General features: G+C 61.5%; 20 protein-coding genes. 15 read left to right on the forward strand and 5 right to left on the reverse strand.

Annotation, left to right across the window (positions count from 1 at the left end; translation table 11 throughout):
- The first annotated feature begins 1 nt into the window (after position 1).
- From F6V30_RS12275 to F6V30_RS12290, 4 genes are all read left to right on the forward strand, one after another.
- Positions 2–1,159, forward strand: a complete 1,158-nt coding sequence (locus F6V30_RS12275) for a sensor histidine kinase (RefSeq protein ID WP_151157242.1) — start codon at positions 2–4, stop codon at positions 1,157–1,159.
- Positions 1,160–1,267: 108 nt separating this feature from the next.
- Complete coding sequence (gene bioF, locus F6V30_RS12280) at positions 1,268–2,443, forward strand: 8-amino-7-oxononanoate synthase (RefSeq protein ID WP_151157243.1); 1,176 nt, start codon at positions 1,268–1,270, stop codon at positions 2,441–2,443.
- Positions 2,443–3,267: an alpha/beta fold hydrolase gene (locus F6V30_RS12285; RefSeq protein WP_218043329.1), complete on the forward strand. Its 825-nt coding sequence runs from the start codon at positions 2,443–2,445 to the stop codon at positions 3,265–3,267. Before bioF ends, F6V30_RS12285 begins: the two co-directional genes overlap by 1 nt.
- Positions 3,260–4,072 carry a methyltransferase domain-containing protein gene (locus F6V30_RS12290; protein ID WP_151157244.1) on the forward strand — a complete coding sequence of 271 codons (813 nt, stop codon included), beginning with the start codon at positions 3,260–3,262 and terminating at the stop codon, positions 4,070–4,072. Before F6V30_RS12285 ends, F6V30_RS12290 begins: the two co-directional genes overlap by 8 nt.
- Positions 4,073–4,082: 10 nt before the next feature.
- On the opposite strand, the gene F6V30_RS12295 is transcribed toward F6V30_RS12290, so the two are convergent.
- The 3 genes from F6V30_RS12295 to F6V30_RS12305 form a co-directional block, all read right to left on the reverse strand.
- Positions 4,083–4,355: an ArsR/SmtB family transcription factor gene (locus tag F6V30_RS12295; RefSeq protein WP_149305865.1), complete on the reverse strand. Its 273-nt coding sequence runs from the start codon at positions 4,353–4,355 to the stop codon at positions 4,083–4,085.
- Positions 4,356–4,458: 103 nt separating this feature from the next.
- The gene (locus F6V30_RS12300) at positions 4,459–5,445 is read right to left on the reverse strand and encodes an ABC transporter ATP-binding protein (protein WP_151157245.1); all 987 of its coding nucleotides are present in this window, start codon (positions 5,443–5,445) and stop codon (positions 4,459–4,461) included.
- Positions 5,442–6,404, reverse strand: a complete 963-nt coding sequence (locus F6V30_RS12305; RefSeq protein ID WP_151157246.1) for an ABC transporter ATP-binding protein — start codon at positions 6,402–6,404, stop codon at positions 5,442–5,444. Before F6V30_RS12305 ends, F6V30_RS12300 begins: the two co-directional genes overlap by 4 nt.
- 353 nt (positions 6,405–6,757) lie before the next feature.
- Between F6V30_RS12305 and F6V30_RS12310 the strand changes: the two genes are divergently transcribed.
- The 10 genes from F6V30_RS12310 to hrpB all read left to right on the forward strand — a co-directional run bounded on the left by F6V30_RS12310 (position 6,758) and on the right by hrpB (position 18,707).
- Entirely contained in the window at positions 6,758–7,750 is a 993-nt protein-coding gene (locus F6V30_RS12310) for a SpoIID/LytB domain-containing protein (protein WP_246163485.1), read from the forward strand.
- Between the two features lie 15 nt (positions 7,751–7,765).
- A complete protein-coding gene (queA, locus tag F6V30_RS12315; RefSeq protein WP_151157248.1) occupies positions 7,766–8,797 on the forward strand; it encodes a tRNA preQ1(34) S-adenosylmethionine ribosyltransferase-isomerase QueA in 1,032 nt (343 codons plus the stop codon).
- Positions 8,794–9,942: a tRNA guanosine(34) transglycosylase Tgt gene (gene tgt, locus F6V30_RS12320; protein WP_151157249.1), complete on the forward strand. Its 1,149-nt coding sequence runs from the start codon at positions 8,794–8,796 to the stop codon at positions 9,940–9,942. The genes queA and tgt overlap by 4 nt, the downstream gene beginning before the upstream one ends.
- Entirely contained in the window at positions 9,943–10,266 is a 324-nt protein-coding gene (yajC, locus tag F6V30_RS12325; protein WP_149305859.1) for a preprotein translocase subunit YajC, read from the forward strand. It abuts the gene before it with no gap.
- A 79-nt stretch (positions 10,267–10,345) separates the two neighbouring features.
- On the forward strand, positions 10,346–11,935 hold the full coding sequence (secD, locus tag F6V30_RS12330; protein ID WP_151157250.1) for a protein translocase subunit SecD: 1,590 nt from the start codon (positions 10,346–10,348) through the stop codon (positions 11,933–11,935).
- A 15-nt stretch (positions 11,936–11,950) separates the two neighbouring features.
- Complete coding sequence (gene secF, locus F6V30_RS12335; protein WP_151157545.1) at positions 11,951–12,871, forward strand: protein translocase subunit SecF; 921 nt, start codon at positions 11,951–11,953, stop codon at positions 12,869–12,871.
- Positions 12,872–12,909: 38 nt separating this feature from the next.
- Positions 12,910–13,485: a tetratricopeptide repeat protein gene (locus F6V30_RS12340; RefSeq protein ID WP_151157251.1), complete on the forward strand. Its 576-nt coding sequence runs from the start codon at positions 12,910–12,912 to the stop codon at positions 13,483–13,485.
- A 78-nt stretch (positions 13,486–13,563) separates the two neighbouring features.
- Positions 13,564–15,270, forward strand: coding sequence for a single-stranded-DNA-specific exonuclease RecJ (gene recJ / locus F6V30_RS12345; RefSeq protein ID WP_151157252.1), 1,707 nt, complete (start codon positions 13,564–13,566; stop codon positions 15,268–15,270).
- A gap of 3 nt (positions 15,271–15,273) precedes the next feature.
- A complete protein-coding gene (locus F6V30_RS12350) occupies positions 15,274–16,173 on the forward strand; it encodes a cation diffusion facilitator family transporter (RefSeq protein WP_151157253.1) in 900 nt (299 codons plus the stop codon).
- Entirely contained in the window at positions 16,170–18,707 is a 2,538-nt protein-coding gene (gene hrpB / locus F6V30_RS12355) for an ATP-dependent helicase HrpB (protein ID WP_151157254.1), read from the forward strand. Before F6V30_RS12350 ends, hrpB begins: the two co-directional genes overlap by 4 nt.
- 166 nt (positions 18,708–18,873) lie before the next feature.
- Here the strand turns inward: hrpB and F6V30_RS12360 are convergent, their stop codons facing one another.
- Positions 18,874–20,463, reverse strand: coding sequence for a glucose-6-phosphate isomerase (locus F6V30_RS12360; RefSeq protein ID WP_151157255.1), 1,590 nt, complete (start codon positions 20,461–20,463; stop codon positions 18,874–18,876).
- Positions 20,464–20,729: 266 nt separating this feature from the next.
- Between F6V30_RS12360 and F6V30_RS12365 the strand changes: the two genes are divergently transcribed.
- Entirely contained in the window at positions 20,730–24,227 is a 3,498-nt protein-coding gene (locus F6V30_RS12365; RefSeq protein WP_151157256.1) for a CheR family methyltransferase, read from the forward strand.
- Between the two features lie 73 nt (positions 24,228–24,300).
- Here F6V30_RS12365 and eno read toward each other — a convergent pair whose 3' ends face one another.
- Complete coding sequence (gene eno, locus F6V30_RS12370; RefSeq protein WP_151157257.1) at positions 24,301–25,590, reverse strand: phosphopyruvate hydratase; 1,290 nt, start codon at positions 25,588–25,590, stop codon at positions 24,301–24,303.
- Between the last annotated feature and the right edge of the window lie 106 nt (positions 25,591–25,696).

Raw genomic sequence — 25,696 nt, forward strand, 5'->3', positions numbered from 1 at the left:
CATGACAGACGAACATTCGGTTCTTTCCGTGACCCGGTTTGCCCCTGCCGGACGGGCTTCCAACGAGGTTATGGCGGAACAGCGGCGCGCCGTTCTCGGTGAAGGGATTGTGGATGCCCTCATCCAGGCCATGCCGGGCTACGCGATGCTGGTGAACGAACAGCGGCAGGTCGTGGCTTTGAACCGTAACGTGCTCAAGCTTATCGGGACTGCCGACGATACGGTGCTGGTAGGCAAGCGCCTCGGCGAAGCGCTTAACTGTGCCCATGCCGGCGATTTTCCCGGCGGGTGCGGTACTGGGGACTATTGTTCCGTATGCGGCGTTGTGCTCGCCCTTTTAAACAGCCAGGAGAGCGGCGGGCAGATCGTACGGGAGTGCCTGGTCACCTTGCAGGGTCACCAGACCCTTGCCCTCGATATGCAGGCAACGGCAACGCCACTGCAGATCCATGACCAGAAGTTCACCGTCGTGGTGCTCCAGGATATCAGCAGCGAAAAGCGTCGTCAGGTCTTGGAGCGCCTTTTTTTCCACGACGTCATCAATACGACCGGTGGCATTCACGGTTTGGCCTCCCTCCTGGCGGAACAGGAGGATGTGCCGGAGCGCGTGCGGACTGAGTATGTCGCCTGGCTTGTGGCACTATCGGAAAATCTGCTGGACGAGATTCGGGGACAGCGCAACCTGTTGGAAGCGGAACAGGGGGAGTTTGTACCGGAAGTCTCCCCGGTGAGCATCCGGGCGGTACTGCAGGAAACCACCCGGCTGTTCGACTACCACGACAAAACGCCCGGCAGGAGCCTGGTGCTGAAGGACGGGCCCGATTGCACCGTTGCCACCGACGCGGCCATCCTGCGGCGGATCATCGGCAACATGACGCTGAATGCCCTTGAGGCAACGCCGGTGGGAGGCGTGGTGACCCTTTCGGCGGTTACGGACGGCGCCTGGGTAACCATTGATGTGCACAACCGGGGTGTCATCCCGCCGGAGGTGCAGTTGCAACTGTTCAAGCGCTCCTTCAGCACAAAATCGTTGTCGGGCCGCGGTATCGGCACGTACAGCATGAAGCTGTTCGGAGAACGCTATCTCAGGGGCAGGGTTTCCTTCACAAGCTGTCAGGACGAAGGGACGACCTTTACGTTTGCCCTGCCCCTTGGTTAGAGCCCGGTGCGGTTCATGGGGAAGGTGAACCGGCCGCATTGTTTTCCATCTTTTTTTGTCACATTTGTCAACCCATGCGCTTGCATCGGTTGACTATTCGGGGGTGCTGTGGAAATCTCCATTCAGCAAGAATTGGAACAGATCCGGGAGCGGGGATTGTACCGCACGACGCATCTCATCCAGGGACGCCAATCGGCGTGGGTGGAGATGGACGGTAAAAAGCTGCTGCTGCTCTGCTCCAACAACTATCTGGGGCTTGCCGACCATCCGTCCTTGATCGCGGCCGCGGCCGACGCAGCGGAACGGTTCGGCGTGTCGAGCGGCGCCTCGCGGCTCGTGTCCGGCACCATGGAACTGCATGAGCGCCTGGAGGCCGCGGTTGCCCGCTTCAAGCAGACCGAGGCTGCGCTGCTCTTCAACAGCGGCTATGCCGCAAATACCGGCATCATTTCGGCTTTGGTCGGGCGCGGCGACACCATCTTTTCCGACCGGCTCAACCATGCCAGCATCATTGACGGCGCGCTTTTGTCCGGTGCCCGGTTGGTGCGCTACCCCCATAACGACCACAACGCCCTGGCCCGGTTGCTGGAAAAACAGCGCGGTTCAGGACGCGCCCTGATCGTTACGGACGGCGTCTTCAGCATGGATGGCGATATTGCCCCCCTCAGGGAACTGGCCGGGCTCAAGGCCGCCCACGGGGCGCTCCTGATGGTGGATGACGCCCACGGCGGCGGGGTCCTCGGCGAGCAGGGGAGGGGGACCGCCGAGATGCTGGGCGTCACGGAGGGGGTGGATGTCCTCATGGGGACCTTCGGCAAGGCCCTGGGGAGCTACGGCGCCTATGCCGCGGTTTCGCAGGAGTTGCGGGAGCTGTTGCTCAATCGGGCCCGCAGCTTTATCTTTTCCACCTCCCTGCCGCCGTCGGTGCTGGCGGCGTCTCTTGCGGCCATCGAATTGGTGCAGTCGCCGGAAGGGGCGAACCGGCGGGATCAGCTCCGCCGCAAGAGCGACCTGTTCAGAAACAGCATGCGTTCGGCCGGGTTCAATCTCCCCGACGGCACAACTCAGATCGTACCACTTGTGACCGGGCAGGCCGACACCACCATGAGGTTTTCCGAGATGCTGTTGGATGAAGGGGTGTATGTTCAGGGGATACGCCCCCCCACCGTACCTGCCGGTGCTTGTCGGCTCCGTTTTACCCTCATGGCGACCCATGGCAGCGACGACCTGATCTGGGCTGCGGAGCGGATCATTGCGGTCGGCCGGCGTTTGGGGGTTATCTGATGCCGTGGTATGAAGGTTGTGGCGGTGACCGCCTCTGGTATCGGGAGCAGGGGCAGGGACCTGCCCTGGTACTGATCCATGGCTGGTGCATGTCCTCTGCCATATGGCGCTTCCAGCTCGACCGGCTCTCTGCCGGTTTCCGCGTGATCGCCCCGGACCTGCGCGGTCACGGGGATTCCCCGCACGGCTCCGCCGGATGCCGCCGTGAGACCTACGTTGCCGACCTTGCGGCGCTTTTCCGCCATCTCGACCTGCATGGCGCCATCCTGGCGGGCTGGTCCCTGGGCACCCAGGTGGCGATAAGCGCTGTTCCCCTGCTCAGGGAACGGCTGGACGGGCTGGTACTGATCTGCGGCACGCCCCGCTTCACCTCCCAGGCGGATTTTCCCCATGGGCTCGCGCCGGTTGAGGCCGCGGGCATGGCCCTCAAGGTCCGTCGCAACCTGAAACGGGCCCTTGAGGGGTTTGCCGCACGCATGTTTGCCTCCGGCGAACTGGCCGGGAATGACCGCGCGGACGAGATTCGTGCCCTGGTGGCGGGGATACCGGCTCCGGAAACGGAGGTGGCGCTTCAATCCCTGACATCGCTCGCGGAGGCCGACGTGAGGTCAGAGCTTGCCGCCATCGACCTGCCGACCCTGGTGATCAGCGGCGGACTCGATCCGATCTGTCCCGCTCCGGCTTCGGCCTACATGGCGGAACGTATACCCGCCTGCCGCCATGCGTCGTATGACGACTGCGGCCATGCGCCCTTCCTGACCCGTTGCGACGCGGTGAATGCCCTTCTTACGGATTACTGCCGGGAGGTGCGGGGCCGTGTTTGACAGGCGCAAGGTCGGCAGATCATTTCACCGGCATGCTGACGCATACGACCGGTTCGCTTCCGTGCAGCAGCGGGTGGTGCGGCGCCTTATGGAGCTGGTGGAGGCACATATCGCAGCGGCACCCCGCGCCGCGCTGGATATCGGGTGCGGCACCGGGGCGCTGGCGGGCGCTCTGAAGCGGCGCTACCCAGACGCCATGTGCTGCGGGCTCGACCTGGCTTTCAACATGCTCGTCCACGCCGGCGCCAAGGGGGGGGAGGAGTGCCTGCTTGTCAATGGCGACGCGGAGCATCTCCCTTTCCGGGGGGGGACGTTCGATCTTGTGGTCTCCGCATCGACGTTGCAATGGCTCGATTCCCTGGATGGCTGTCTCGAAGAATGCCGGAGGGTGGTCAAGCGGGATGGGGTGATCGCCTTGGCCTTTTTTGGCGGCACGACGCTGTGGGAATTGCAGGAGTGCTACCGCGAGGCGCTCTCCCGGCGTACGCCGGGAGACGACCCGCGTATGGGGCGTCTGCATCGTTTCATGGCGATTGAGGCGGCGCGGCAGGCGGTGGAGCGGTTCGGCGCCGGGGAGGCGCTGGTGACCAGCGAGATCGAGATGGAGTATCACCCCGACGTGCAGGGGCTCCTCTCGTCCATCAAGGGCATCGGCGCCGGAACGGCGTCACGGGGCGGTGCCGGGGGGCTCGGGTGGCGCGGTATTCTCAAGGATATGTCCGAGGCCTATCGGCGGCGTTTCCTTGTGGACGGCAAAATCCCTGCCACCTATGAGGTGATCTACCTCATACTAAAACCGGCTTGAAACCAAGTTGCTACAGTGCGGCGATGATCTTCTTGGCCAGGGGGTGAATGACGCTGTAGTGCACCTCGACCCCTTCCCGTTTACCCTCGATGATCCCCTTATGCTTCAACAGGGCCAGGTGTTGGGATACCGTGGCTTGGGGCAGGTTGAGACACTCCCAGATATGTTTCACATTACATTCCTGGGTGCAGAGGCCGGCCACGATCTTGAGCCTGATCGGATGGCCCAGTACCTTCAAAACCTCCGCCTCAGCGGCAAATTGCTTATTGATATTAAATTCCATCAGTGTGCCTCGTATGAATAAATATTGAAAAAATATATATATTGATTTCTATGCTGTCAAGGGCAAAAGGGAGAACATTGATAATGTCCAAAGAAAGGGCCGGTCAGCCGGGGAAGATGTCCCTGCTCAGATGGCAGGCCGCGAAGTGGCCGTCCCGTTTCTCTTCCAGCGCCGGCGGTGTGGTGCGGCAGAGTTCGACGGCATAACGGCAGCGGGGATGGAAACGGCATCCCGAGGGGATGGCCAGGGGAGACGGGAGGTCGCCGGCAAGGACGACCGCCGTGTGTCCCGGTTGGCCGCTGATGCGCGGGATGGCTGCGATCAGCGCCTCGCTGTAGGGGTGTTGATACTGCTGGAAGAGTTGGGCTGCCGGCGCACTCTCGACGATCACCCCCAGGTACATGACCAGCACCCGGTCGCAGATATGCCGCAGGACCGAAAGATCGTGGGAGATGATGGCCATGGTCAGGTGGTGTTCGGACTTCATGGCCTGGAGGAGATTGATGATCTGGGCCTGGATGGAGATGTCCAGGGAGGAAACCGGTTCGTCGGCTATGATGATCTCGGGCGACGAGGCCAGGGCGCGCGCAATGCCGATGCGCTGGCGCTGACCGCCGGAGAATTCGTCGGGGAAGCGGTTGGCGTGCTCCGCCTTCAGGCCGACGGTTTCCAAGAGCCGCAGCATTGTTGCGCGTATCGCCTGTCGCGAACTGCCTCCGTCAATGATCAACGGCTCGGCGATGGAGTCGCCGATGCGCATGCGCGGGTTCAGGGAGGAGAAGGGGTCCTGGAAGATCATCTGAGTCCGCCGCCGGAATCGTTCCCGTTCCGCCGGAGGGAGCGAGTGGATCGCCCTGCCGCAGTAGCGGACCTCCCCCCCGTCGGGGGACATGAGGCCGGCCAGTATCTTGCCCAGGGTCGATTTCCCGCACCCGGACTCACCGGCAATACCGACGGTTTCACCCCTGGCGATCTCCACGTCAACCCCGTCAACCGAGGTGAGCAGCCCTGTTTGCGAGGCGGGTCCGGCACTGACCCGGAATTGTTTGCGGAGCTTTATTCCGCTGAGAAGTGGCGGATTCGGTGTCATAGGCGTTTCCAACAGCGTACGTAGTGGCCGGGAGCGACCTCCTCCAACCCGGGGACCTGGGTGCGGCATGGGGGGGAGGCCACGGGACAGCGTTCGCAGAAACCGCATCCGGGCAGTTCCTTCGTCAGGCCGGGAGGCTGCCCCGGAAGGGTGGCAAGCGGCTGTCCCGGTTGCGCGTTCTGGGGAAGGGATGCCAAGAGTGCAGCGGTATAGGGGTGCCGGGGGGCGCCGAGGAGTTCCGCCGTCGGGGCCGATTCCACGATACGGCCGGCATACATGACGCAGGTTCTCTCGGAGCGCTCGGCCACAATGCCCAGATCGTGGGTGATCAGCAGGATGCCCATGTCCGCCGCCTGCCGGAGAGAATCGATCAGTTCAAGAATCTGGGCCTGAATGGTGACATCCAGGGCGGTCGTCGGCTCGTCGGCTATCAGGAGTGCCGGGTTGCAGGCCAGGGCCATGGCGATCATCACCCGCTGGCGCATGCCGCCGCTCAATTGGTGGGGATAGTCGCGCATGCGGTCGCCGGAGGACGGTATCCCCACCTTGCGCAGCAGCTCCTCGCCGTATTCGGCCGCCTCGCGGCGAGACATGCCCCGGTGCAGCCGGAGCGGTTCCCCAATCTGCTCCCCGATGCGCAGGACCGGGTTGAGTGAGGTCATGGGCTCCTGGAATACCATGGATATCCTGCTGCCCCGGATGGAGCGCATGGCATCCTCGGGGAGCGGGACGAGATCGGTCCCGTCGAAGGTGATCGCGCCGGAACGGATGAAGCCCGGCGAGGGGATGAGCCGCATGATGGAGAGGGCGGTCAATGACTTGCCCGAGCCCGATTCGCCCACAAGGGCAACGGTGCTTCCCCTGTCGACCTCCAGGCTGACGTCGTTGACCGCCGGCAGGACTCCGTGCGGGGTTCTGAAACAGGTGCTCAGGTTTTTGATCGAGAGCAGTGTGCTCACCATCGCCCCCTGCCGGAAGGTGACTGGGGCCGTGATGGACGAAACGGCGATATGGTGGTGTCGTGACGAGTCATTGCGGCGTCAGTGTAACCAGTCTCCGGCCACTTTACAACGGTAAATTTTCGGAACTGCCCCACTTTTCGACTGCAGTGGCCGGGCATTAAAACAAATTGACAGGTAGCCCGTTTATGTGGTCTTATCATCGAGTTTTGCAACTGATAAAGATACGCATATTTCTGGTCGGATTTTTGATTGTCTCGGCCTTTGTTGTTTCAGCGGGGCGCAAGAGTGATGCCGCGCTTTCGTCAGATACGATCAGGGTCGCAATCGCCAAGAACGCCCAAGGTGTCACCGTGGACGGCGAAGGCCTCCTGGCGGTGAGGGAAAACGGCGCCGCGGTTGCCGTGAAAGCCCCGGTGACTGTCAAGGCGAGTCGTGGCGAGGTGGCGGTGGATGGCGTCACCTATCGCCGGCTGGTCTTCTCGGCAGCTTCGGCAGTCCGTATCAATGGGAAACCGTACCGCGGGATAGCCGAGATAAGTTTCAGCGATAAGGGGCTGGTGGTCGTCAACGAGTTGCCCCTCGAAGACTACCTCGTCGGGTTGATCAACTGCGAGATATCCTCCGCCTGGCCGATCGAAGCGATCAAGGCCCAGGCGGTGATCGCCAGAACCTATGCCATCAACCGGAGAGAGGCCCGGCGCAATGCGCTGTACCATCTCGAATCATCGGTTATCGACCAAGTGTATAACGGCTGCGAGATCGAGGACAGTCGTGCCCGGCGAGGGGTTTCCGAAACGACCGGTGAGGTGCTGACATACGACGGCGCCGTCATTCAGGCATTCTATCATTCCAACTGCGGCGGCAAAACCGAGGCGGCGGAGAATGTGTGGGGGGCAAGCATCCCCTATCTCAAAGGTGTCGATTGCCAGTACTGCCTGCTGTCGTCGTCCAGTTCCTGGGACCAGAGGCTGCCCCTGAAAGAGCTGGAGGGCAGGCTCAGGGCTGCCGGTTTCAAGGCGGCAGGCTTGACGGATATCCGGGGCGGGGCCCGCAACAATCGGGGCCGGTTGAAAAACGTCATCGCCGTGGCTCAACGGGGCGATATCGCCATAACCGGCGACCAGTTCCGCAAGGCTGTCGGTTACGGGGTCATCAAGAGCACCAATTTCACCGTCAGGGTTGTTAACGGTGATGCGGTCTTTTCCGGCTTAGGCAATGGACACGGCGTGGGGCTCTGCCAGTGGGGCGCCAAGCAACGAGCCTTGGAAGGATTTTCGTACGCCGAGATCCTTTCCTACTACTATCCCGGCACAGAACTGAAAAAGCTCTCTGGCATTCGCTGAACGGTCGTAACTGCTATGCTCGTCAAAGATTTTACTTACCATCTGCCCCAGGAACTGATCGCCCGCTACCCCGCTCCCAAGCGTGATGCGTCGCGCCTGATGCTGCTGGACCGCAGTTCAAAAACGATCGGTGAGGATGTTTTCGCCCATCTGGGGCAGTATCTGCGTCCCGGCGACCTGCTGGTGATGAACGACACGCGGGTCATTCCTGCCCGGCTGTTCGGAACCAAGGTAACCGGCGGGAGTGTGGAACTCTTCCTGGTGAAACGGTTGACCGCCGAGGGAGACGAGTGGGAATGCCTCCTGCGCGGTTCGAAACGTTTCAGGGAGGGGCAACCGATCCTGCTTGCCGCCGGAATGAGCGCACGGGTGATCACCCGTCAGGGGCCGGAGTCGTGGCGGGTGGCATTTTCGGGCGCCGAGCCTTTCGATACGTGGCTCGATCGGGAGGGGCACATTCCGCTCCCCCCCTATCTGCAGCGCGATGACGATGTGCAGGACCGGGAGCGCTATCAGACGGTGATCGCCTCCACCCCTGGGGCGGTGGCCGCACCCACGGCCGGGCTCCATTTCACCCGTGAACTGCTGGCTGCGCTGGCGGCCACGGGGGTGGGCAGCGCCCGGTTGACCCTGCATACCGGTCTTGGGACCTTCAAACCGGTGCGGGTGGAACAGGTGGAAGAACACCGCATCCACCGGGAATGGTATGAAATCTCCCCTGAAACCGCCGACGCCATCCGTTCCACGAAGGAACGGGGGGGAAGGGTGGTCGCGGTCGGCACCACCAGCGCCAGGGCGCTGGAATTTGCCGCCGATGACGACGGTCGCATTCGGGCCGGTGCCGGTGAGGCCGATATCTTCATCTACCCCGGTTATCGCTTCCGGGTGGTAGATGGCCTGATAACCAATTTTCACCTTCCGGAATCGACGCTGCTCATGCTGGTGTCTGCCTTTGCCGGACGGGAGTTCGTTCTTGACGCCTACCGGGAGGCCGTTACCCGCGGTTTCAGATTCTACAGCTACGGCGATGCAATGTTACTGATATGAGAGGGCGTGTGTCCGGCACTTTTTCCGTTATTCACCGCGACGCCTCGTGTGGGGCGCGCCTCGGCTCTTTGAAAACACCCCATGGTGATATTGAAACGCCGATCTTCATGCCGGTGGGCACCAACGCCACCGTCAAGGCCATGACCCCCGAGGATCTGCGGGCGGTTCACGCCCAGATCATCCTGGCCAATACCTACCACCTGTATCTGCGCCCCGGCCACCGGCTGGTGGAGACGCTGGGCGGCCTGCACCGCTTCATGAACTGGTCGGGGCCGATCCTCACCGACAGCGGCGGCTTTCAGGTCTTCAGTCTGGGGGAACTGCGCAAGATCAGCGAGGAGGGGGTCAAATTCCAGTCACACCTGGACGGCTCCTATCACGTGCTGACGCCGGAGCTTTCCATCAAGATCCAGGAGGCGCTGGGGGCGGACATCATCATGTGCTTCGACGAGTGCCCTGCGGCAACTGCCGATTACGACTACGTCAGCCGCTCCCTGGAGATGACGACCCGCTGGGCGAAACGCTGCAAGGAGGCCCACAGCCGGGAGGGGCAGCAGTTGTTCGGCATTATCCAGGGGGGCATGCATCACGACCTGCGCGCCCGCAGCCTGAACGAAATCTGCGCCGTAGGCTTTGACGGCTACGCCCTGGGCGGGCTTTCGGTGGGGGAGGAAAAGGAGCAGATGTACGGGGTGATGGAGTCTTGCGCCCCGCTCATGCCCCAGGATGCGCCCCGGTACATCATGGGGATCGGCGCGCCGGAAGACCTGGTCGAGGCGGTCTGGCACGGCTTCGATATGTTCGATTGCGTCATGCCGACCCGCAATGCCAGAAACGGCATGCTCTTTACCAGCCAGGGGCGGATCAACATCAAGGCCAAGGCGTACGAGGAGGACGGGGGCCCCCTCGATCCGGCATGCGGCTGCCATGTGTGCCGCACCTATTCCCGCGCCTACCTGCGGCATCTTTACCGGGCCGGAGAAATTTTGGCTTCCCAGTTGAATACCTACCACAATCTGTATTATTATCTCGACCTGATGCGCCGGATGCGCGGGGCGATTCGGGAAAACCGCTTCACCGAGTTCCGCCGGGACTTTTACGGCAGCCAAACGGATAATCACGTTCAAAAAAAGGAGGAGAGCTAGATGTTAGGATTAGCGTTTGCGATGGCAGGGCCCCCAGGGGGAGCAACAGGGCAGGCGGGTGGAATGGCCGCCTTTCAGCAGGCTATTCCCCTGGTTTTGATGTTCGGCATTTTTTACTTCCTGCTGATCCGCCCGCAACAGAAGAAGGCCAAGGAACACAGAACCCTGTTGGAGGCCCTCAAAAAGGGCGATCTTATCATCACTGCCGGCGGGGTGCACGGCAAGGTGACCTCGGTCGACGACACCATTGTGACCATGGAGGTTGCGCCCGGCGTCAACATCAAGATCACCAAAAGCTATGTCGCGACCATAAAGAAAGACTAGATAGAATGTTACAACCGTAACAGGGCACGAAGTGCAACACGGTATATAATGCAATTACATCGAAGGGAGAATGAGCCTCATGCCGAAAGGAATTGGCTGGCGTATTGGCCTTATAGGCATTTTCGTCCTGCTGTCGTTTCTCTACCTGACCCCGACCCTGGTATCCAAACTGCCATCCTGGTGGAGTGTGCTTCCCAAGGACAAGATCCATCTGGGCCTTGACCTTCAGGGCGGGACGCACCTGGTGCTCGAAGTGGACACCCAGAAGGCGGTCGAAGGTACCCTGGATATCGTGGCCACCGATCTGGAGGACACGCTGACCGGAAAGAACCTCCATTTCAAACGAATCAGCCGGACCGGCTCCGACGCGGTAACAGTGGTTCTGTATGAAAAGGGAACTGCCGATGCGGTGCAGAAGCTTCTCAAGGACAAGTACCCCACCTATGAGCAGAGCCCTCTCCACGATGAAGGCGGTTTCGTCGCCCTCAGTCTGCGGGTGAACGAAAAGGACGCCCAGGACCGCAAGGACAAGGCGGTTCAGCAGGCCCTGGAGACCATCAGGAACAGGATAGACCAGTTCGGCGTTTCCGAGCCGATCATCCAGCGCGAGGGTATCAATCATATCGTCGTGCAGCTTCCCGGCATCAAGGACCCGCAGCGCGCCATCGAACTGATCGGGCGCACGGCGCGGCTTGAGTTCAAGATGGTTCGTGAGGATATTCCTCCCTCCGCGGTCACCATTCCCGACGATGCTGAAATCATGAAAGAGAAGTCCGTGGACGCGGCCACCGGTGCCGTCAGCGAAGTGCCCTACGTGCTGCAGAAAAAATCGCTCATCACCGGCGACCTGCTGACCGACGCCCAGGTACGCATCGACTCCCAGTTCAACCAGCCCTATGTGGCCATTGACTTCAACGCCCTGGGCGCCAAGCTGTTCGATCAGGTGACCGCCGCCAACGTGGGCAAGCGCTTTGCCATCGTGTTGGACAACAACATCTATTCAGCCCCGGTCATTCGGGAACGCATCTCCGGCGGCAGCGCCCAGATATCGGGCAACTTCACCGAGAAAACCGCCTCCGACCTGGCCATCGTGCTCCGCGCCGGGGCGCTCCCCGCGCCGGTCAAGATCATTCAGAACGTGACCGTCGGCCCCTCCCTGGGACAGGATTCCATCAACAAGGGATTGATGGCCGGCCTGATCGGGGTGGTTCTGGTCGTCGTCTTTATGGCGATCTACTACAAACTGTCCGGCATGGTGGCCAACATAGGCATGGTGCTGAACGTGATCTACCTGATGGGGGCGCTGGCGGCCATGGGGGCAACCCTGACCCTGCCGGGCATCGCCGCTATCGTTCTTCTGATCGGTATGTCGGTTGACTCAAACGTTCTGATCTTCGAGCGTATCCGCGAGGAGCTTGCGTTGGGAAAAAGCCCCAAGGCGGCTCTGGATGCGGGTTATGACAAGGCCTTCCTGACCATCATGGACTCCCACATCACCACCCTGATCACGGCGGCGGTGCTGTTCCAGTTCGGCACCGGTCCGGTCAAGGGATTTGCCGTTTCCCTCAGCCTGGGTGTCATCATCAACCTGTTTACCTCGCTGATCGGCACCAAGGTGACCTTCGACCTGTTCCTGCACAAGGGGACCGTCAAGAATATGAGCATATAGGGGGAGCACATGCATTTGCATCTTCTGGGCAAGACCAACATAGATTTTATCGGAAAACGCAACATTTCCTTCGTCATATCGTCGATCATCGCCGTTCTGGGCATTATCGGCCTCATTCAGATTACCCGCGGTGCGGCCAACATGGGGATCGACTTCTCCGGCGGCACCTCCATGCAGCTCAAGTTCGCCAAGCCGATAGCAATGGCGGATGCGCGTACGGCGCTGCACAAGCACGGCATCGCCCGGGTCGATCTGCAGGAGATCAAGGAAGGCAATAAGCTGTTGATCAAGATCGACAAGAACGCCGGGGCTGCCGTCGGCAAGTCCGCCGATGCGGTCAAGACCTCCTTCACCAGCGAGTTTGCCGATAATCCATTTGTCGTGGAGAGCACCACCGAGATCGGTCCCTCCATCGGCGACAAGCTGCGCAAAGACACCCTGGTGGCGGTAGCCATTTCGCTTCTGGGCATCATCCTGTACATCGCCTGGCGTTTTGACTTCAAGTTCGGCATCGGCGCCACCGTGGCGACCATCCACGACTGTCTGGCCATGTTTGCGGTCTTTTACCTGTTCAACAAGGAAATAAACCTGCTGTTCATCACCGCGGTACTGACCATTGCCGGTTATTCCCTGACCGACACGGTGGTCGTGTTCGACCGCATTCGCGAGAATCTGCACAAAAACCTCAAAGGGGCGATGCAGAATATCTTCAACGAGAGTATCAACGAGGTGCTTTCCCGTACCATCGTTACCTCCACGACCGTTTTTCTCGCGGCAGCATCGCTGTTCCTGTTCGGCGGCGAAGTGATCCACGACTTCTCGCTTGCCCTCCTGGTCGGCGTACTGGTCGGCACCTATTCGTCTGTCTTCGTGGCCAGCCCCATCGTGGTCCTGCTGGAAAACCGCGCTCTGGCAAAACAGGGCGGCAAGGCCTGACCAACTCAGGGACTGAAATTCTGAAGGAGAAACAGCCATTGAAAAACGAAAATATAATCATAGCTGTTGTGGCGCTGATAGCCGGTCTTTTAGGTGGTTATCTCGTGTTCAGTATCAGCTCCACCCATAAACAAGAACAGGCCATGCCGGCTATCCCGGCCGGCTCCGGCAGTCCGACCGATTACGCCCGCCGTATTGCCGAAGCGGAGAAAGTCGTTGCCCAGGACCCCAAAAATGTGACGGTCTGGATTTCTCTGGGTAACGACTATTTTGATACCGACCAGGCGCAGAAAGCTATCGGCGCCTACGCCAAGGCGTTGGAACTGGACCCGAACAACCCCAACGTTCTTACCGACCAGGGGGTCATGTACCGCAGGGTGGGGTGGTACGACAAGGCCATTGTCAACTTCGGCAAGGCTCTGACGCTTGACCCCAAGCATCTCCAGAGCTTGTATAATATGGGAATCGTCTACGCCGTCGACATGAAACAGCCGGAAAAGGGGCTGCCGTACTGGAAAAAATACATCGAGGTCGACCCGACCAGCGCCACCGCCATTCAGATCAAGGGCATGATCGAGCAGTACAGTAAGGGAACACCGCCGGCCACGAAATAGACAAAAAAATCCCCCGCCTGACGGGGGATTTTTTTTTACCCCGGCATCGGTCGAGGCGCCGGGCAAGGATGACCTGATTTGCACAAAAAATGGAATACGAAAAAGATAGCTACGGCAACGGTCGAGCGTCTCGGCACCGACCTTGCCCTGCACCGGCTTACGGCCGCCGTGCTTGCCGCCAGGGGGATCGAAACCGCCAGGGAAGCAGGCCCGTTCCTGGCACCGTCACTCTCGGACATGCTCGATCCGCTTCTGTTGCGGGGGATGGCGGCGGCGGTCAAGCGACTGTTGGCGGCGCGCCGCAACCGGGACACCATCTGCATCTATGGCGATTACGACGTGGACGGCATCTCGGGCACCGCCCTCCTGGTCTCCTTTCTGCGGCAGACCGGCTTTTCCTGCCGCTATTTCATTCCGAACCGTTTCGATGACGGCTACGGGCTGAACCGGGAGGCCATCCAGGGGATCATTGCCCTGGGGGCTAACCTGATCGTATCGGTGGACTGCGGCATTACGGCGGTTGAAGAGGCGCTGTTCTGCCGTGAGCAGGGGATTGACCTGATCGTCGTCGATCACCACCTGCCCAAGGAAACGCTTCCGGATGCCGCTGCCGTGGTGAACCCGATGCAACCCGGCTGTCCCTACCCCTTCAAGTCCCTGGCCGGGGTCGGAGTGGCCTTCAACCTGCTGGTGGCCCTGCGCATGGCCCTGCGTGACGAGGGAGCCTTCACGGGGGGGCATGAGCCGGACCTGCGGGAATGGCTCGATCTGGTGGCCTTGGGCACCATCGCCGATGTGGTCCCGCTCACCGGGCAGAACCGCATATTCGCCTTTCACGGTCTTAAACAGCTCTCCGCAGCCACGAAGCCTGGCATCCAGGCGCTCAAACGGGTCGCCGGGGTGACGGGCGGGGTGAGTTGCGGACAGGTCGGCTTCCGCCTCGCTCCACGCCTGAACGCCGCAGGCCGTATGGAAAGCGCCGTTCCGGGGGTCGATCTGCTGCTGAGCATTGATCAAACTGAGTCCCAAGGAATCGCCGAGGACCTGGATGCCGCCAATGCCGAGCGCCAGGCCACCGAACGGCGCATCCTGGATGAAGCGGTTGAAATGGTTGAGACGTCCGGGGCGTACCCCGATTGCCGCAGCATTGTCCTGGCCTCCCAAAACTGGCATCAGGGGGTGGTGGGTATTGTGGCCTCGCGTCTGGTGGAACGGTATCACCGGCCGACGATCCTGATCAGTCTTGACGAGGAGGGCGGAGCCAAGGGGTCGGGCCGCAGCATCACCGGCTTTCACCTGCTGGACGCCGTCACGGCCTGCTCTCCTTTCCTGGAGCGTTTCGGCGGTCATCGGTACGCCGCGGGGGTCGGTCTGCGGGCAGACGCGGTCCCCGCCTTTGCCGCCGCCTTCGAGGCCGAGGCGGCCCGGCTCTTGACGGCGGATGATCTCGTGGCGCAGTTGGATGTGGATGCCGAGGCGCAGCCGGGAGATATCACACCGGAACTGGCACGGGAACTGAAACGGCTGGAACCGTTCGGCGCCGGCAATCCCGAACCGGTGCTGCTCATGCGTGGGCTGCGGGTCATGGAGCATCGCGTGGTGGGGGACGGGCATCTGAAGCTGCGGCTGGCCGGGGGAGGGTGCCACTTCAACGCCATCGCCTTCCGTCTTGCGTCCCGGGAACTCCCTGGTATGGTTGATATAGCGTTTTTCCCGGAGATGAACGAATGGAACGGCAACTCCACCCTGCAGTTGCGGGTGAAGGACTTACGTCCCACGGAGTGATGCATGCAGCGCAATGAGCGTTTTGATCAGGCGGAAAGTATCATCCGCATCGGTTTTTGGGTCAATGCGGTGCTGATGGTCTTCAAGCTGGCCGCCGGCTACTGGGGGCGTTCTGACGCCGTGTTCGCCGACGGTATCGAGAGTGCCTGCGATTTCGTCGCCCTCTTCTCCACCATGGTGGCGCTCAAGCTGGGCCGCAAACCCTTCGATGAGAAGCATCCCTACGGCCATGGCCGGGCCGAAAGTCTGGCGGCCCTGTTTGTCTCCATGGTTATCGTCGCAACCGGCGCCTGGATCCTGGTTGAATCGGTCCATGCCGTCATCGACCGCGACTTCAAATCGCCCGGGCTGATCGCCGTTTTTGCGGCTTTTATCACCATCATCATCAAGGAATGGCTCTACCGCTTCTCGCAAAAAACCGGCGCACGCCTGGAGAGCCCCGCGCTTCTGGCGGTTGCCAAGGATCACCGCAAGGATGCCATCACGTCGATCTCGACCCTGGCGGGCGTAGGGGGGGCCTATTTCGGCTGGGGGATCATGGACCCCCTGGCGGCCGGCCTGACCTCGTTTTTCATCCTGCACATCGGTTTTCAGACCTTCCGGGAATCGGCCAACGATCTGATGGACGGCGCCGCCCCGCCGGATTTTGTGAGCGAGGTCACCCGCCTGGCGGAGAGCGTAGCCCGGGTGGAGCATGTCCACGGCATCCGCGCCCGCCGTTCCGGCCAGTACATGATCATTGACCTCAAATTGGATATGGACCCCGCCATGACGGTCAAGGAGTCCCACGATGTGGCCACCCTGGTGAAGAAGCTCATCTTCCAGGGATTTCCCAATGTGGGCGACGTGATGATCCACATCAACCCCCATGACGAGGAACATGAGGACTTGATCAGGCTGTGACGACGACACCGCTCCCCATTGACCACATCCTTCCCCGCCTCCTCCAGACCGCCCGCACGTCCCCGTGCATGGTTTTGCACGCCCCGCCCGGCGCCGGCAAGACCACCCGTGTTCCCCTGGCACTGCTGGACATCATCCCGCCCGAAGCGGGCCGCATCGTCATGCTCGAACCGCGCCGCATCGCCGCGGCATCGGCTGCCCGCTGGATGGCGCGCACCCTGGGGGAAGAGGCGGGGCAGACGGTGGGCTATTCGATCCGCTTCGAGAGCCGGGTATCGTCCGCCACCCGGGTCGAGGTCGTCACCGAGGGGATTCTGACCCGCCGCATCCAGAACGATCCCCTGCTGGAAGGGGTGGGGATGGTGATCTTCGACGAGTTCCACGAACGGAGCATTCAAGCCGACGTGGGGCTGGCGCTCTGCCTGGATGTGCAGCGCCAGGTGCGGCCGGACCTGAAGATTCTGGTTATGTCGGCCACCCTGGACGTGGACCCCCTGGCGCGTCTCATGGGGGAAGCCCCGGTGCTGAGTTCCGCCGGCCGCTCCTTTCCGGTGGAGGAGGTCTACCTGGACGAGCGCTCGCCTGCGCGGCTTCCCGACCGTATGGTCGCCGCCATCCAGCGGGCGCTGCACGAGACCGAAGGGGACCTGCTGGCGTTTCTCCCCGGCAGCGGCGAGATCCGCATCTGCGCCTCCCTGCTTGCCGGATGCGGCTTAGGGGAGAGGGGGATTGCGGTCCATCAACTGTACGGCGATCTCCCCTTCGATGAACAGCAGCGGGCCGTTCAACCCGGCAGGCTGCGCAAGGTGGTGCTGGCCACCAGCATCGCCGAGACCAGCCTGACCATCGAGGGGGTGCGGACGGTGATCGACAGCGGCCTCTCGCGGAGGCTCCGCTTTGACCCGGCCAGCGGCATGAACCGGCTGGTCACGGTGCGCGAATCCGCCTCCTCCGCCGAACAGCGCAAGGGGAGGGCGGGCAGGCTCGGGCCGGGGGCCTGTTATCGCCTGTTCAGCCGCCACACCCTGAGCGCCATGACGCCCCACACCCCGCCGGAGATTCTGGATACCGACCTGTCGCCCCTGGTATTGGAACTGGCTGCCTGGGGCGTTCACGATCCCAAAGACTTGGCGTGGCTCGATCCGCCCCCCGCTGCGTCCCTGGCCGTAGGGCGACACCTGCTGGCCGACCTGGGCGTCCTGGATATCCAGGGGCGCATCACCCCCCAGGGGCGGTCCATGATGCGGTTGCCGCTCCACCCACGCCTGAGCAGGTTGCTGCTGCGGGCCCAGGAGCTGGGCTGCGCGCGGCTCGGCTGCGACCTGGCGGCCCTGGTCTCCGAGCGGGATATCTTCCGCACGGCCCGAGGCGAGCGCGCACCCCGTGTGGGGCCGTCGGACATGGTGGAACGCCTGGAATGCCTGCACGCTTGGCGCAGCGGCGGTTCCGGCGGAGGACGGGCCGACGCGGCGAGTCTGAAGGCGGTGGAGCGGGTGAGCCGCCAGTTGGAACGCCTGTTGAAGCCAGCCGCCGGCAAGGAACGGTCGGTCGATGCGGATGAGGCGACAGCCCGGCTGCTGTTGGCCGCTTATCCCGACCGGCTGGCCCGGCGCCGCGGGGACGGGGAGGGGCGCTATCTGCTGGCGAGCGGCCGGGGCGCCCGGCTCTCGCCCCGCAGTGTGGCGCGGAAGGCCGAATACATCGTGGCGGTGGATGTGGACGGCGGCGGTCAGGGTGAGGGGATCATCCACCTGGCCTCGGAGGTTGGAGAGGACCTTCTGCGCCAGGAATGCGCCGGGCTGATCGTCCAGCGGAACACAATCGCCTGGAACGAGCGGGAAAAACGTGTGGTGGCGGCCAGGGAGGAGTGTATCGGGGCGCTCAGGCTTGCGTCTGTACCCTACACCCCCGGCAATGAGGAGTTATGCCCCGTAATCCTGGAGGCGGTGCGGGCATCCCGTCTGGAATTGCTCGACATGGATGATGCGGTCCGGCGGGTACAGGGGAGGGTGGCGCTTCTGCGCCAGGCCCTGCCGGAGGAGGGGTGGCCGGACCTGTCGGACGAAAACCTGCTGGAGACGCTGGAGGAGTGGCTGGGGCCGCATCTGGCAGGGGTGCGCACCGCCCAGCAATTGCGGGCGCTGAATGTCGCCCCGCTGCTGCTCGGGCTGTTGGACTACCGCCGCCAGCGGCTTTTGGACGAACTGGCCCCGACACATCTGGAGGTGCCGAGCGGCTCCCGCATCAGGCTCGATTATGCGGCCGGGGAATGGCCGGTACTGGCAGTGAAGCTGCAAGAGCTGTTCGGGTTGGCGGATACGCCGGCCATTGCCAGGGGGAGGGCCGGGGTGTTGCTGCACCTCCTGTCGCCGGCCGGGAGGCCGATACAGGTCACGCGGGACCTGAAGGGGTTTTGGAACGGCGCCTACCATGAGGTGAAAAAGGAGTTGAAGGGGCGGTATCCCAAGCACCCCTGGCCGGACGACCCCTGGAGCGCCCAACCGACGCGGCGGACGAAACCACGGGGTAGCTAGATTTGAAAACAAAAATCTGCCACAGAGACACGGAGACACAGAGGTTCACAGAGGTTCACAGAGAAAATAAAAACACAGGCTTTGGGTCCATGAACAACTTATTTCGAGAATTTATGTTTTTGACTTTCTCCGTGTCTCCGTGTCTCTGTGGCAGAAGTTAGTTTGTTTATTGCTTCGCCCTAAATCGCCACTCGCCGACATTCCCCTCGCACACCGCCGCAACACCCCGATCAGGATTGGCCGCCAGGTGCCGCAGGATGGCGAAGACCTGCTCCACCGCCTCCGGTTTGCCGAGGCTTGCGGCAATTTCGCCCGCAGTCATGGCGTTTTGCCCCTTCCCGAGCAGTCCCACGATCTCCTTTTGCAGGGCTATGACCGCACCGGCCGCCTTCTTCCCCGCCTCGACCCCGGGCTGGTGGTAGGCGTTGACATTGATCAGACTGGCGTACAGGCCGACGGCGCGCTCGAACAGGGCGATCAGGACGCCCACCGTAAAGGCGTCGATCCGCTCCACGGTGATGGTCATGGATTCGCGCCCCTTCTCGTACAGTGCCTGGCGGGTCCCCTGGAAAAAGCCGAACAGGAAATCTCCGCTGGTAACCCCTTCTTCCACCTGCATCGAGGGCTTTTCCCGGTCGTACAATACCTCAACGAAGGTCACGAAGAAATTGGCCACCCCCTCACGCAGCTGCTGCACATAGGCGTGCTGGTCGGTGGACCCCTTGTTGCCGTAGACCGTCATACCCTGGGTGACGATGTTCCCCCCCAGGTCCGCTTCCTTGCCGATGGACTCCATGATCAGCTGTTGCAGGTAGCGGGAGAAGAGCAGCAGACGGTCCTTGTAGGGGAGCATGACCATATCCTTCTCCCCGTGCCCGTTTGTGGCGTAGTGCCACATCAGGGCCATGAGCGCGGCGGGGTTCTGCCGGGTCTCCGTCTGGCGGGTGACGGCGTCGCAGGCCGCGGCACCGGCCAGCAGGGCCGTGATGTCGAGCCCCTGCAAGGCTGCCGGGAGCAGGCCGACCGCAGAGGTCACGGAGGTCCGGCCGCCGACCCAGTCCCACATGGGGAAGCGGGCAATCCACCCTTCTGCGGCGGCAAGCCTGTCCAGTTCGCTTCCGGCGCCGGTCACGGCCACGGCGTGGCGGGCAAACTCCAACCCTGCGCGCCGGTAGGCGGCCTGGGTCTCCAGCATGCCGTTGCGGGTCTCCTTGGTAGAGCCGCTCTTGGAGATGACGATGGCCAGGGTGCGACCCAGGTCGTCCCCCAGTTCGGCGAACACCCGGTCCATGCCGTCGGGATCGGTGTTGTCGAGGAACGAGGGCTTCATCCGGTCACCGGACGTGCCGAGGGCCTCGGCCACGAACTGCGGTCCCAGGGCCGAACCGCCGATGCCGATGATGAGAATATTTTTAAATATCTCGTTATTTTGCGACGTTATCGTGCCAGAGTGGATGCGTTGGCTGAAGTTTTTGATCTGGTCGAGGGCCGACGCAATCTGGTCCCGGATCTCGCCGGTCGGAGCGAGGGCGGTGTTTCTCAGCCAGTAGTGCCCCACCATGCGCTGTTCGTCCGGATTGGCCACGGCGCCGGCCTCCAATTCCTTCATGGCGGTGAAGGCCCGTTGCATGGACGGTTCCATGTGATCCGGAAACGCTTCAGGGAACCCCATGCGGCTGATATCCAGAGACAACCCCAGCTTTGGACACAGGCAGAGATAGGTAGTATAACGCTTCCAAAGTGTAAGATCGCCCATGATAACCTCCGGTTGTGGTCGTAAACGTCAGAGCCATTTTGCCCTGTCCGCACCGTTTGTCAAGTTGCCAGACCGTTTGCCCGCTGATTTGTTGCGGCCGGACAAAAAATATGCAGGGAATGTTTACTTTTATCTTGTAACATCACGGGGTTTTTATTAGGTTCAAGGCACGAGAGGCCGCGGCCCGTCACCCGACCTCTCTCCAGGGCAATCAGGATGAGGTCACATCCGTTCTGACGGGATTGAATTCAGGATAGGGGTCTGCTATGAGTAGAAAGTCCGCGACCGATACCTCCCTTCCGGCGTGTTCTGCCGAACCAGATGAACACTTAACTGCAATACTGGATCTGGTGCAGTCCCGGACCGGGCACGATTTCAGCTCATACAAGATCAATACCATCCGAAGACGCATCGAGCGGCGCATGGCGATGAACAATGCGCGTGGCGTTGCGGACTACCTTGCCCTCCTGAACGCTAACCCCCGGGAAGCCCATGACCTCTGCCGGGAGTTCCTGATTGGGGTGACCGGCTTCTTCCGCGACCCGGAGGCGTTTGCAATTCTTGGCCGAGAGGTGGTCCCGCGTCTCTTTGCGGGGCGGAATGCCGACGACCCGGTGCGCATCTGGCACCCCTGCTGCTCCACGGGCGAGGAGGCATACTCCATGGCCATTCTGATCAGGGAGTATCTGGAGAGCCGGAATCGCACCGCCGAGGTGCTGATCTTTGCCAGCGACCTGGACGAGGAGGCGCTTGCCCAGGCCCGGGCCGGACAGTACTCCGAGGCCATCGAAGCGTCCGTGGGGCCGGAGAGGCTCGCGACCTGGTTTACCAGGACGAACGGCGGCTACCAGGTGGTCAGGCGCCTGCGTGAGATGGTGGTATTCGCCCACCATAGCCTGATCAAGGATCCTCCCTTTTCCCGCCTCGACCTGCTCGTCTGCCGCAACGGCCTCATCTATCTCACCTCCGACATGCAGAAGCGACTTATTCCCCTCTTCCATCAAATCCTGAAGCCGGAGGGGTTTCTGTTTCTGGGAGCGTCGGAAACGATCGGCCAGTACACCGATATGTTCATCCCGGTTCATAAGAAGTGGAAGATCTTCCAGCGTCGGGAGAGCGGTCGGTCCGGCGAAACGGTCTTCCCTTTTTCCGTTCCCGTTCCCAAACCTGCCGGAGCAACCCGCCCTTCGAAGTCTGCCGACGCCCCGGGGGATGTCTCCGCACAGCGGGCCGAGAAGATCCTCGTGGAGCGTTATGCCCCTCCCTGGGTGATGGTCAACGAGAAATATGAAGTGGTCCATGTCTCTCCCCACGCCGGCCGTTTCCTCGAAGTGCCGGTCGGCGAACCGTCTCGGGATATCCTGAAGATGGCACGGAAGTCCCTGCGGCCATCGCTGCGGGCAGCGATCCATACGGCCTTCGGCGAACAGAGGCAGGTTGTCTTCCGGGGGGTGAGGGTTGCTGACGGCGATGGGGAATCTACGGTCAATGTGCTGGTGGAGCCCCTTGTTACGGCATCGTTTGGCGTACCCCAGGCCATGGTGATCTTTGAACCGATACGTGCGCCACTTACGGCCCCGCCGGCTCCCGGAACCGAAATCGCCCCGGGCGACGACTCCTCCAAGGATGCCTTGCTACGCCAGTTGGAAGAGCAGCTGTGCATCACGCACGAACAGCTCCAGGTCACCGTCGAACAGCTCGCCACCTCAAGCGAGGGGTTCACGTCCTCCAGCGAGGAACTCATCACGATCAACGAAGAATACCAGTCGATGAACGAAGAGTTGCAGGCGACCAATGAGGAGTTGGAAACCTCGAAGGAGGAGTTGCAGGCGCTCAATGAGGAACTGCTTGCCGTCAACACCGAGTTGCAGCAGAAGGTGGAAGAGCTCAATCTGGCCAACAGCGACATGGAAAATCTCTTCGCCAGTTCCGGGATCGCGGCCATCTTTCTTGACCGGCAGCTTGCCATCAAGCGTTTTTCCCCGGCCATGGCCGCCATCTTCAGCCTGATCCCGGCCGATCTGGGGCGGCCCTTCCAGCATCTGGCGGGAAAGCTCGACTGGCCGGCGCTTTCCCGCGATGCCCTCAAGGTGCTGGGTGGGCATCCCATTGCCGAGCGGGAGGTCACCACCCTGAAAGAGGGGCGCTGTTACCTCAAACGGGTACTCCCCTATCGGAACCACGAAGGAGCCATCAATGGTATCGTCATCACCTTTGTGGATATCAGCGGACACAAGAAGGCCGAAGAGACGCGGGCCCGGCTGGCGGCCATTGTCGAATCATCGGATAACGCCATTATCTCCAAGGGGCTGGACGGCCGCATCAGTACCTGGAACAGCAGCGCCGAACGGCTGTTCGGCTATCCGGCGAAAGAGGTTATCGGAAAACCGATCTCGCTGCTCTTCCCTCCTGAGTTGTTGGCCGAAGAGGAGCGGATACTTGGCCGGTTGAAGGCGGGCGAGCGGATTGATCACCTGGAAACCGTGCGCCTGGCCAAGGATGGGCGGCGCATAGATGTCTCCCTGACCGCCTCGCCTGTCAGGGACGATTCGGGCAGCATCACCGGGGCATCACAGATCGTCCGGGATATCACGGAGAGAAAGAAAGAAGAGGAACAGGCGCGGCATCTCGCCTCGTTTCCGCAATTGAATCCGCACCCGGTCCTGGAAGCGGATGCATCGGGCGGCATTGTCTTTGCCAATCCGGCCGCGCAACGGTTTCTGGAGACCGTTGGGCTGGCCGGGGAGGATGCCGTTCGCTTCCTCCCCCCGGATGTCGACGAAATCCTGGCGGAGTGGGACAGGAGCAGCGAGTCGACCCTGTATCGGGAGATTACCATCCAGGAGAGGGTCTTTGGCGAGACGATCCAATTGATCCCCCGTTTCAATGCCGTGCGCATGTATGCCCACGAAATCACCAAACGCAAGCGGGCGGAGGAAGAACTGCTCCGTGCCCACGACGAGTTGGAACACCGGGTTGCGGAACGCACCGAGGAGTTGGCGACGGCGCTTTCATCCCTGCGGAAAGAGACCAGTGAACGGCTGCACGCCCTGGAGGCCCTGCGTAAAAAGGAACAGATGCTCCTGCAGCAGAGCCGTCTGGCGGCCATGGGGGAGATGATCAACAACATCGCCCACCAATGGCGCCAGCCGCTGAACGTGCTGGGGCTTCTGGTTCAACAGATACGGCTGTTTTACGGCATGGATCAGTTCAACCAGGAGTTTCTGGACGAAACCGTCGGCAAGGCGATGGGATTGGTCAACCACATGTCCCAGACCATCGAAGACTTCAGAAATTTTTTCAAACCCGACAAGGAAAAGGTCGAATTTGCGATCCGCGATGTGGTCGTCAAGACCCTGGCGCTGGTAGAGGAGAGTTTCAAAAACCAGCAGGTTGCGGTTGAGACCCAGGCGAACGCCAACCCCATGGTCTCCGGCTATCCGAACGAGTACTCCCAGGCTCTGCTGAACATCCTGCTGAACGCCAGGGATGCCTTGTTGGACAAGCGCCCCGACGACGCCAAGGTGGTGGTGACCATCGGCATGGAAGAGGGGCGCTCCATTGTGACCATCACCGACAACGCCGGCGGCATCGCCGGGGACACCATGGGCAAGATCTTCGAGCCGTATTTCACCACCAAGGGGCCGGATAAGGGGACCGGGGTGGGGCTGTTCATGTCGAAAGCCATCATAGAAAAGAACATGAACGGCAGGCTTACGGCACGCAATATCGCCGATGGCGCGGAATTCAGGATAGAGGTTTGAGCGGGTAGGGGAACGGGAACGAAAAAGGCGGGGCTAACCCCGCCTTTTTCGTTTTTTATTGATGGGTTACATATTATTTCTTGATGTTGTAGAATACGTCGTGTCCCTTGAACAGGGCCACGTTGTCCAGTTCGTCCTCGATACGCAGCAACTGGTTGTATTTGGCAACACGATCGGTGCGGCAGAGGGAGCCGGTCTTGATCTGGCCGGCATTGACCGCCACGGCCAGGTCGGCTAGGGTGGTGTCCTCGGTTTCGCCCGAGCGGTGGGAGATGACCGTGGTGTAGCCGGCCCGCTTGGCCATCTCGATGGCCTCCAGGGTCTCGGTCAGGGTGCCGATCTGGTTGAGCTTGATCAGGATCGAGTTGGCGATACCCTTCTGGATGCCTTCCTTGAGGATCTTGGGGTTGGTGACGAACAGGTCGTCCCCCACGATCTGGATGCGCTTGCCCAGACGCTCGGTCATCTTTTTCCAGCCGTCCCAATCGTTTTCGGCCATGCCGTCTTCGATGGAGATGATCGGGTACTTGTTGACCAGGTTCTCGTAGAAGTCGATCAACTGGTCGGAGCTCTTCTTCGGCTCGGCCTCGTTCTCCAGGGTATAGACGCCGTCCTCGAACAGTTCCGACGAGGCCACGTCCAGGGCCAGAAGCACGTCTTCGCCCGGCTTGTAGCCGGCCTTGGCGATGGCTTCCATGATGACTTCCAAGGCCTCTTCGTTGGATTTCAGGTTGGGGGCGAAACCGCCCTCGTCGCCGACGGCGGTGTTGTACCCTTTGCCTTTGAGCACGGATTTGAGGGCGTGAAAGACCTCGGCGCCCATGCGCAGGGCCTCGGCAAAGCTCTTGGCGCCAGCCGGCATTATCATGAATTCCTGGATATCCACGTTGTTGTCGGCATGGGCGCCGCCGTTGAGGATGTTCATCATCGGCAACGGCAGTTCGCGGGCGCCGGCGCCGCCGATGTATTTGTACAGCGGCTGTCCCGCCTCCTCGGCGGCCGCCTTTGCCACCGCCAGGGACACGCCCAGGATGGCGTTGGCGCCCAAGTTGCTCTTGTATTCGGTGCCGTCCAGTTCCAGCATCTTCATGTCGATGCCGATCTGGTCGTCGGACTCCATGCCGACAATCTCATCGGCGATCTGATTGTTGACGTTGTCCACCGCCTTGAGCACGCCTTTACCCAGGTACCGGGACGTGTCGCCGTCGCGCAGTTCCAGGGCCTCGCGTTCGCCGGTGGATGCACCGGAGGGAACGGCGGCCCGCCCAAAGGCCCCGGATTCGAGAAACACCTCCACTTCCAGTGTCGGATTTCCGCGGGAATCCAGGATCTCCCGAGCATAGACATCTACGATTTCACTCATTGCTGCCCCCTTGCATGGAATTAGTTGGTATGGAGATACACTGTCTCCGTAAACGCAAAACAGCATTTCTATAGCATATTACTTTCAATAAATACAGATATGCCGA

It is taken from the genome of Oryzomonas sagensis, assembly GCF_008802355.1.
Lineage (GTDB): Bacteria > Desulfobacterota > Desulfuromonadia > Geobacterales > Pseudopelobacteraceae > Oryzomonas > Oryzomonas sagensis.

What these genes read in the sequence shown, in the direction of transcription:
- F6V30_RS12275 (WP_151157242.1), top strand. Translation starts at nt 2, where the DNA reads ATGACAGACGAACATTCGGTTCTTTCCGTGACCCGGTTTGCCCCTGCC.
- F6V30_RS12360 (WP_151157255.1), bottom strand. Translation starts at nt 20,463, where the DNA reads ATGGGCGATCTTACACTTTGGAAGCGTTATACTACCTATCTCTGCCTG.
- tgt (WP_151157249.1), top strand. Translation starts at nt 8,794, where the DNA reads ATGAGAGGGCGTGTGTCCGGCACTTTTTCCGTTATTCACCGCGACGCC.
- eno (WP_151157257.1), bottom strand. Translation starts at nt 25,590, where the DNA reads ATGAGTGAAATCGTAGATGTCTATGCTCGGGAGATCCTGGATTCCCGC.
- F6V30_RS12300 (WP_151157245.1), bottom strand. Translation starts at nt 5,445, where the DNA reads ATGACACCGAATCCGCCACTTCTCAGCGGAATAAAGCTCCGCAAACAA.
- yajC (WP_149305859.1), top strand. Translation starts at nt 9,943, where the DNA reads ATGTTAGGATTAGCGTTTGCGATGGCAGGGCCCCCAGGGGGAGCAACA.
- F6V30_RS12365 (WP_151157256.1), top strand. Translation starts at nt 20,730, where the DNA reads ATGAGTAGAAAGTCCGCGACCGATACCTCCCTTCCGGCGTGTTCTGCC.
- queA (WP_151157248.1), top strand. Translation starts at nt 7,766, where the DNA reads ATGCTCGTCAAAGATTTTACTTACCATCTGCCCCAGGAACTGATCGCC.
- F6V30_RS12285 (WP_218043329.1), top strand. Translation starts at nt 2,443, where the DNA reads ATGCCGTGGTATGAAGGTTGTGGCGGTGACCGCCTCTGGTATCGGGAG.
- secD (WP_151157250.1), top strand. Translation starts at nt 10,346, where the DNA reads ATGCCGAAAGGAATTGGCTGGCGTATTGGCCTTATAGGCATTTTCGTC.
- F6V30_RS12295 (WP_149305865.1), bottom strand. Translation starts at nt 4,355, where the DNA reads ATGGAATTTAATATCAATAAGCAATTTGCCGCTGAGGCGGAGGTTTTG.
- F6V30_RS12350 (WP_151157253.1), top strand. Translation starts at nt 15,274, where the DNA reads ATGCAGCGCAATGAGCGTTTTGATCAGGCGGAAAGTATCATCCGCATC.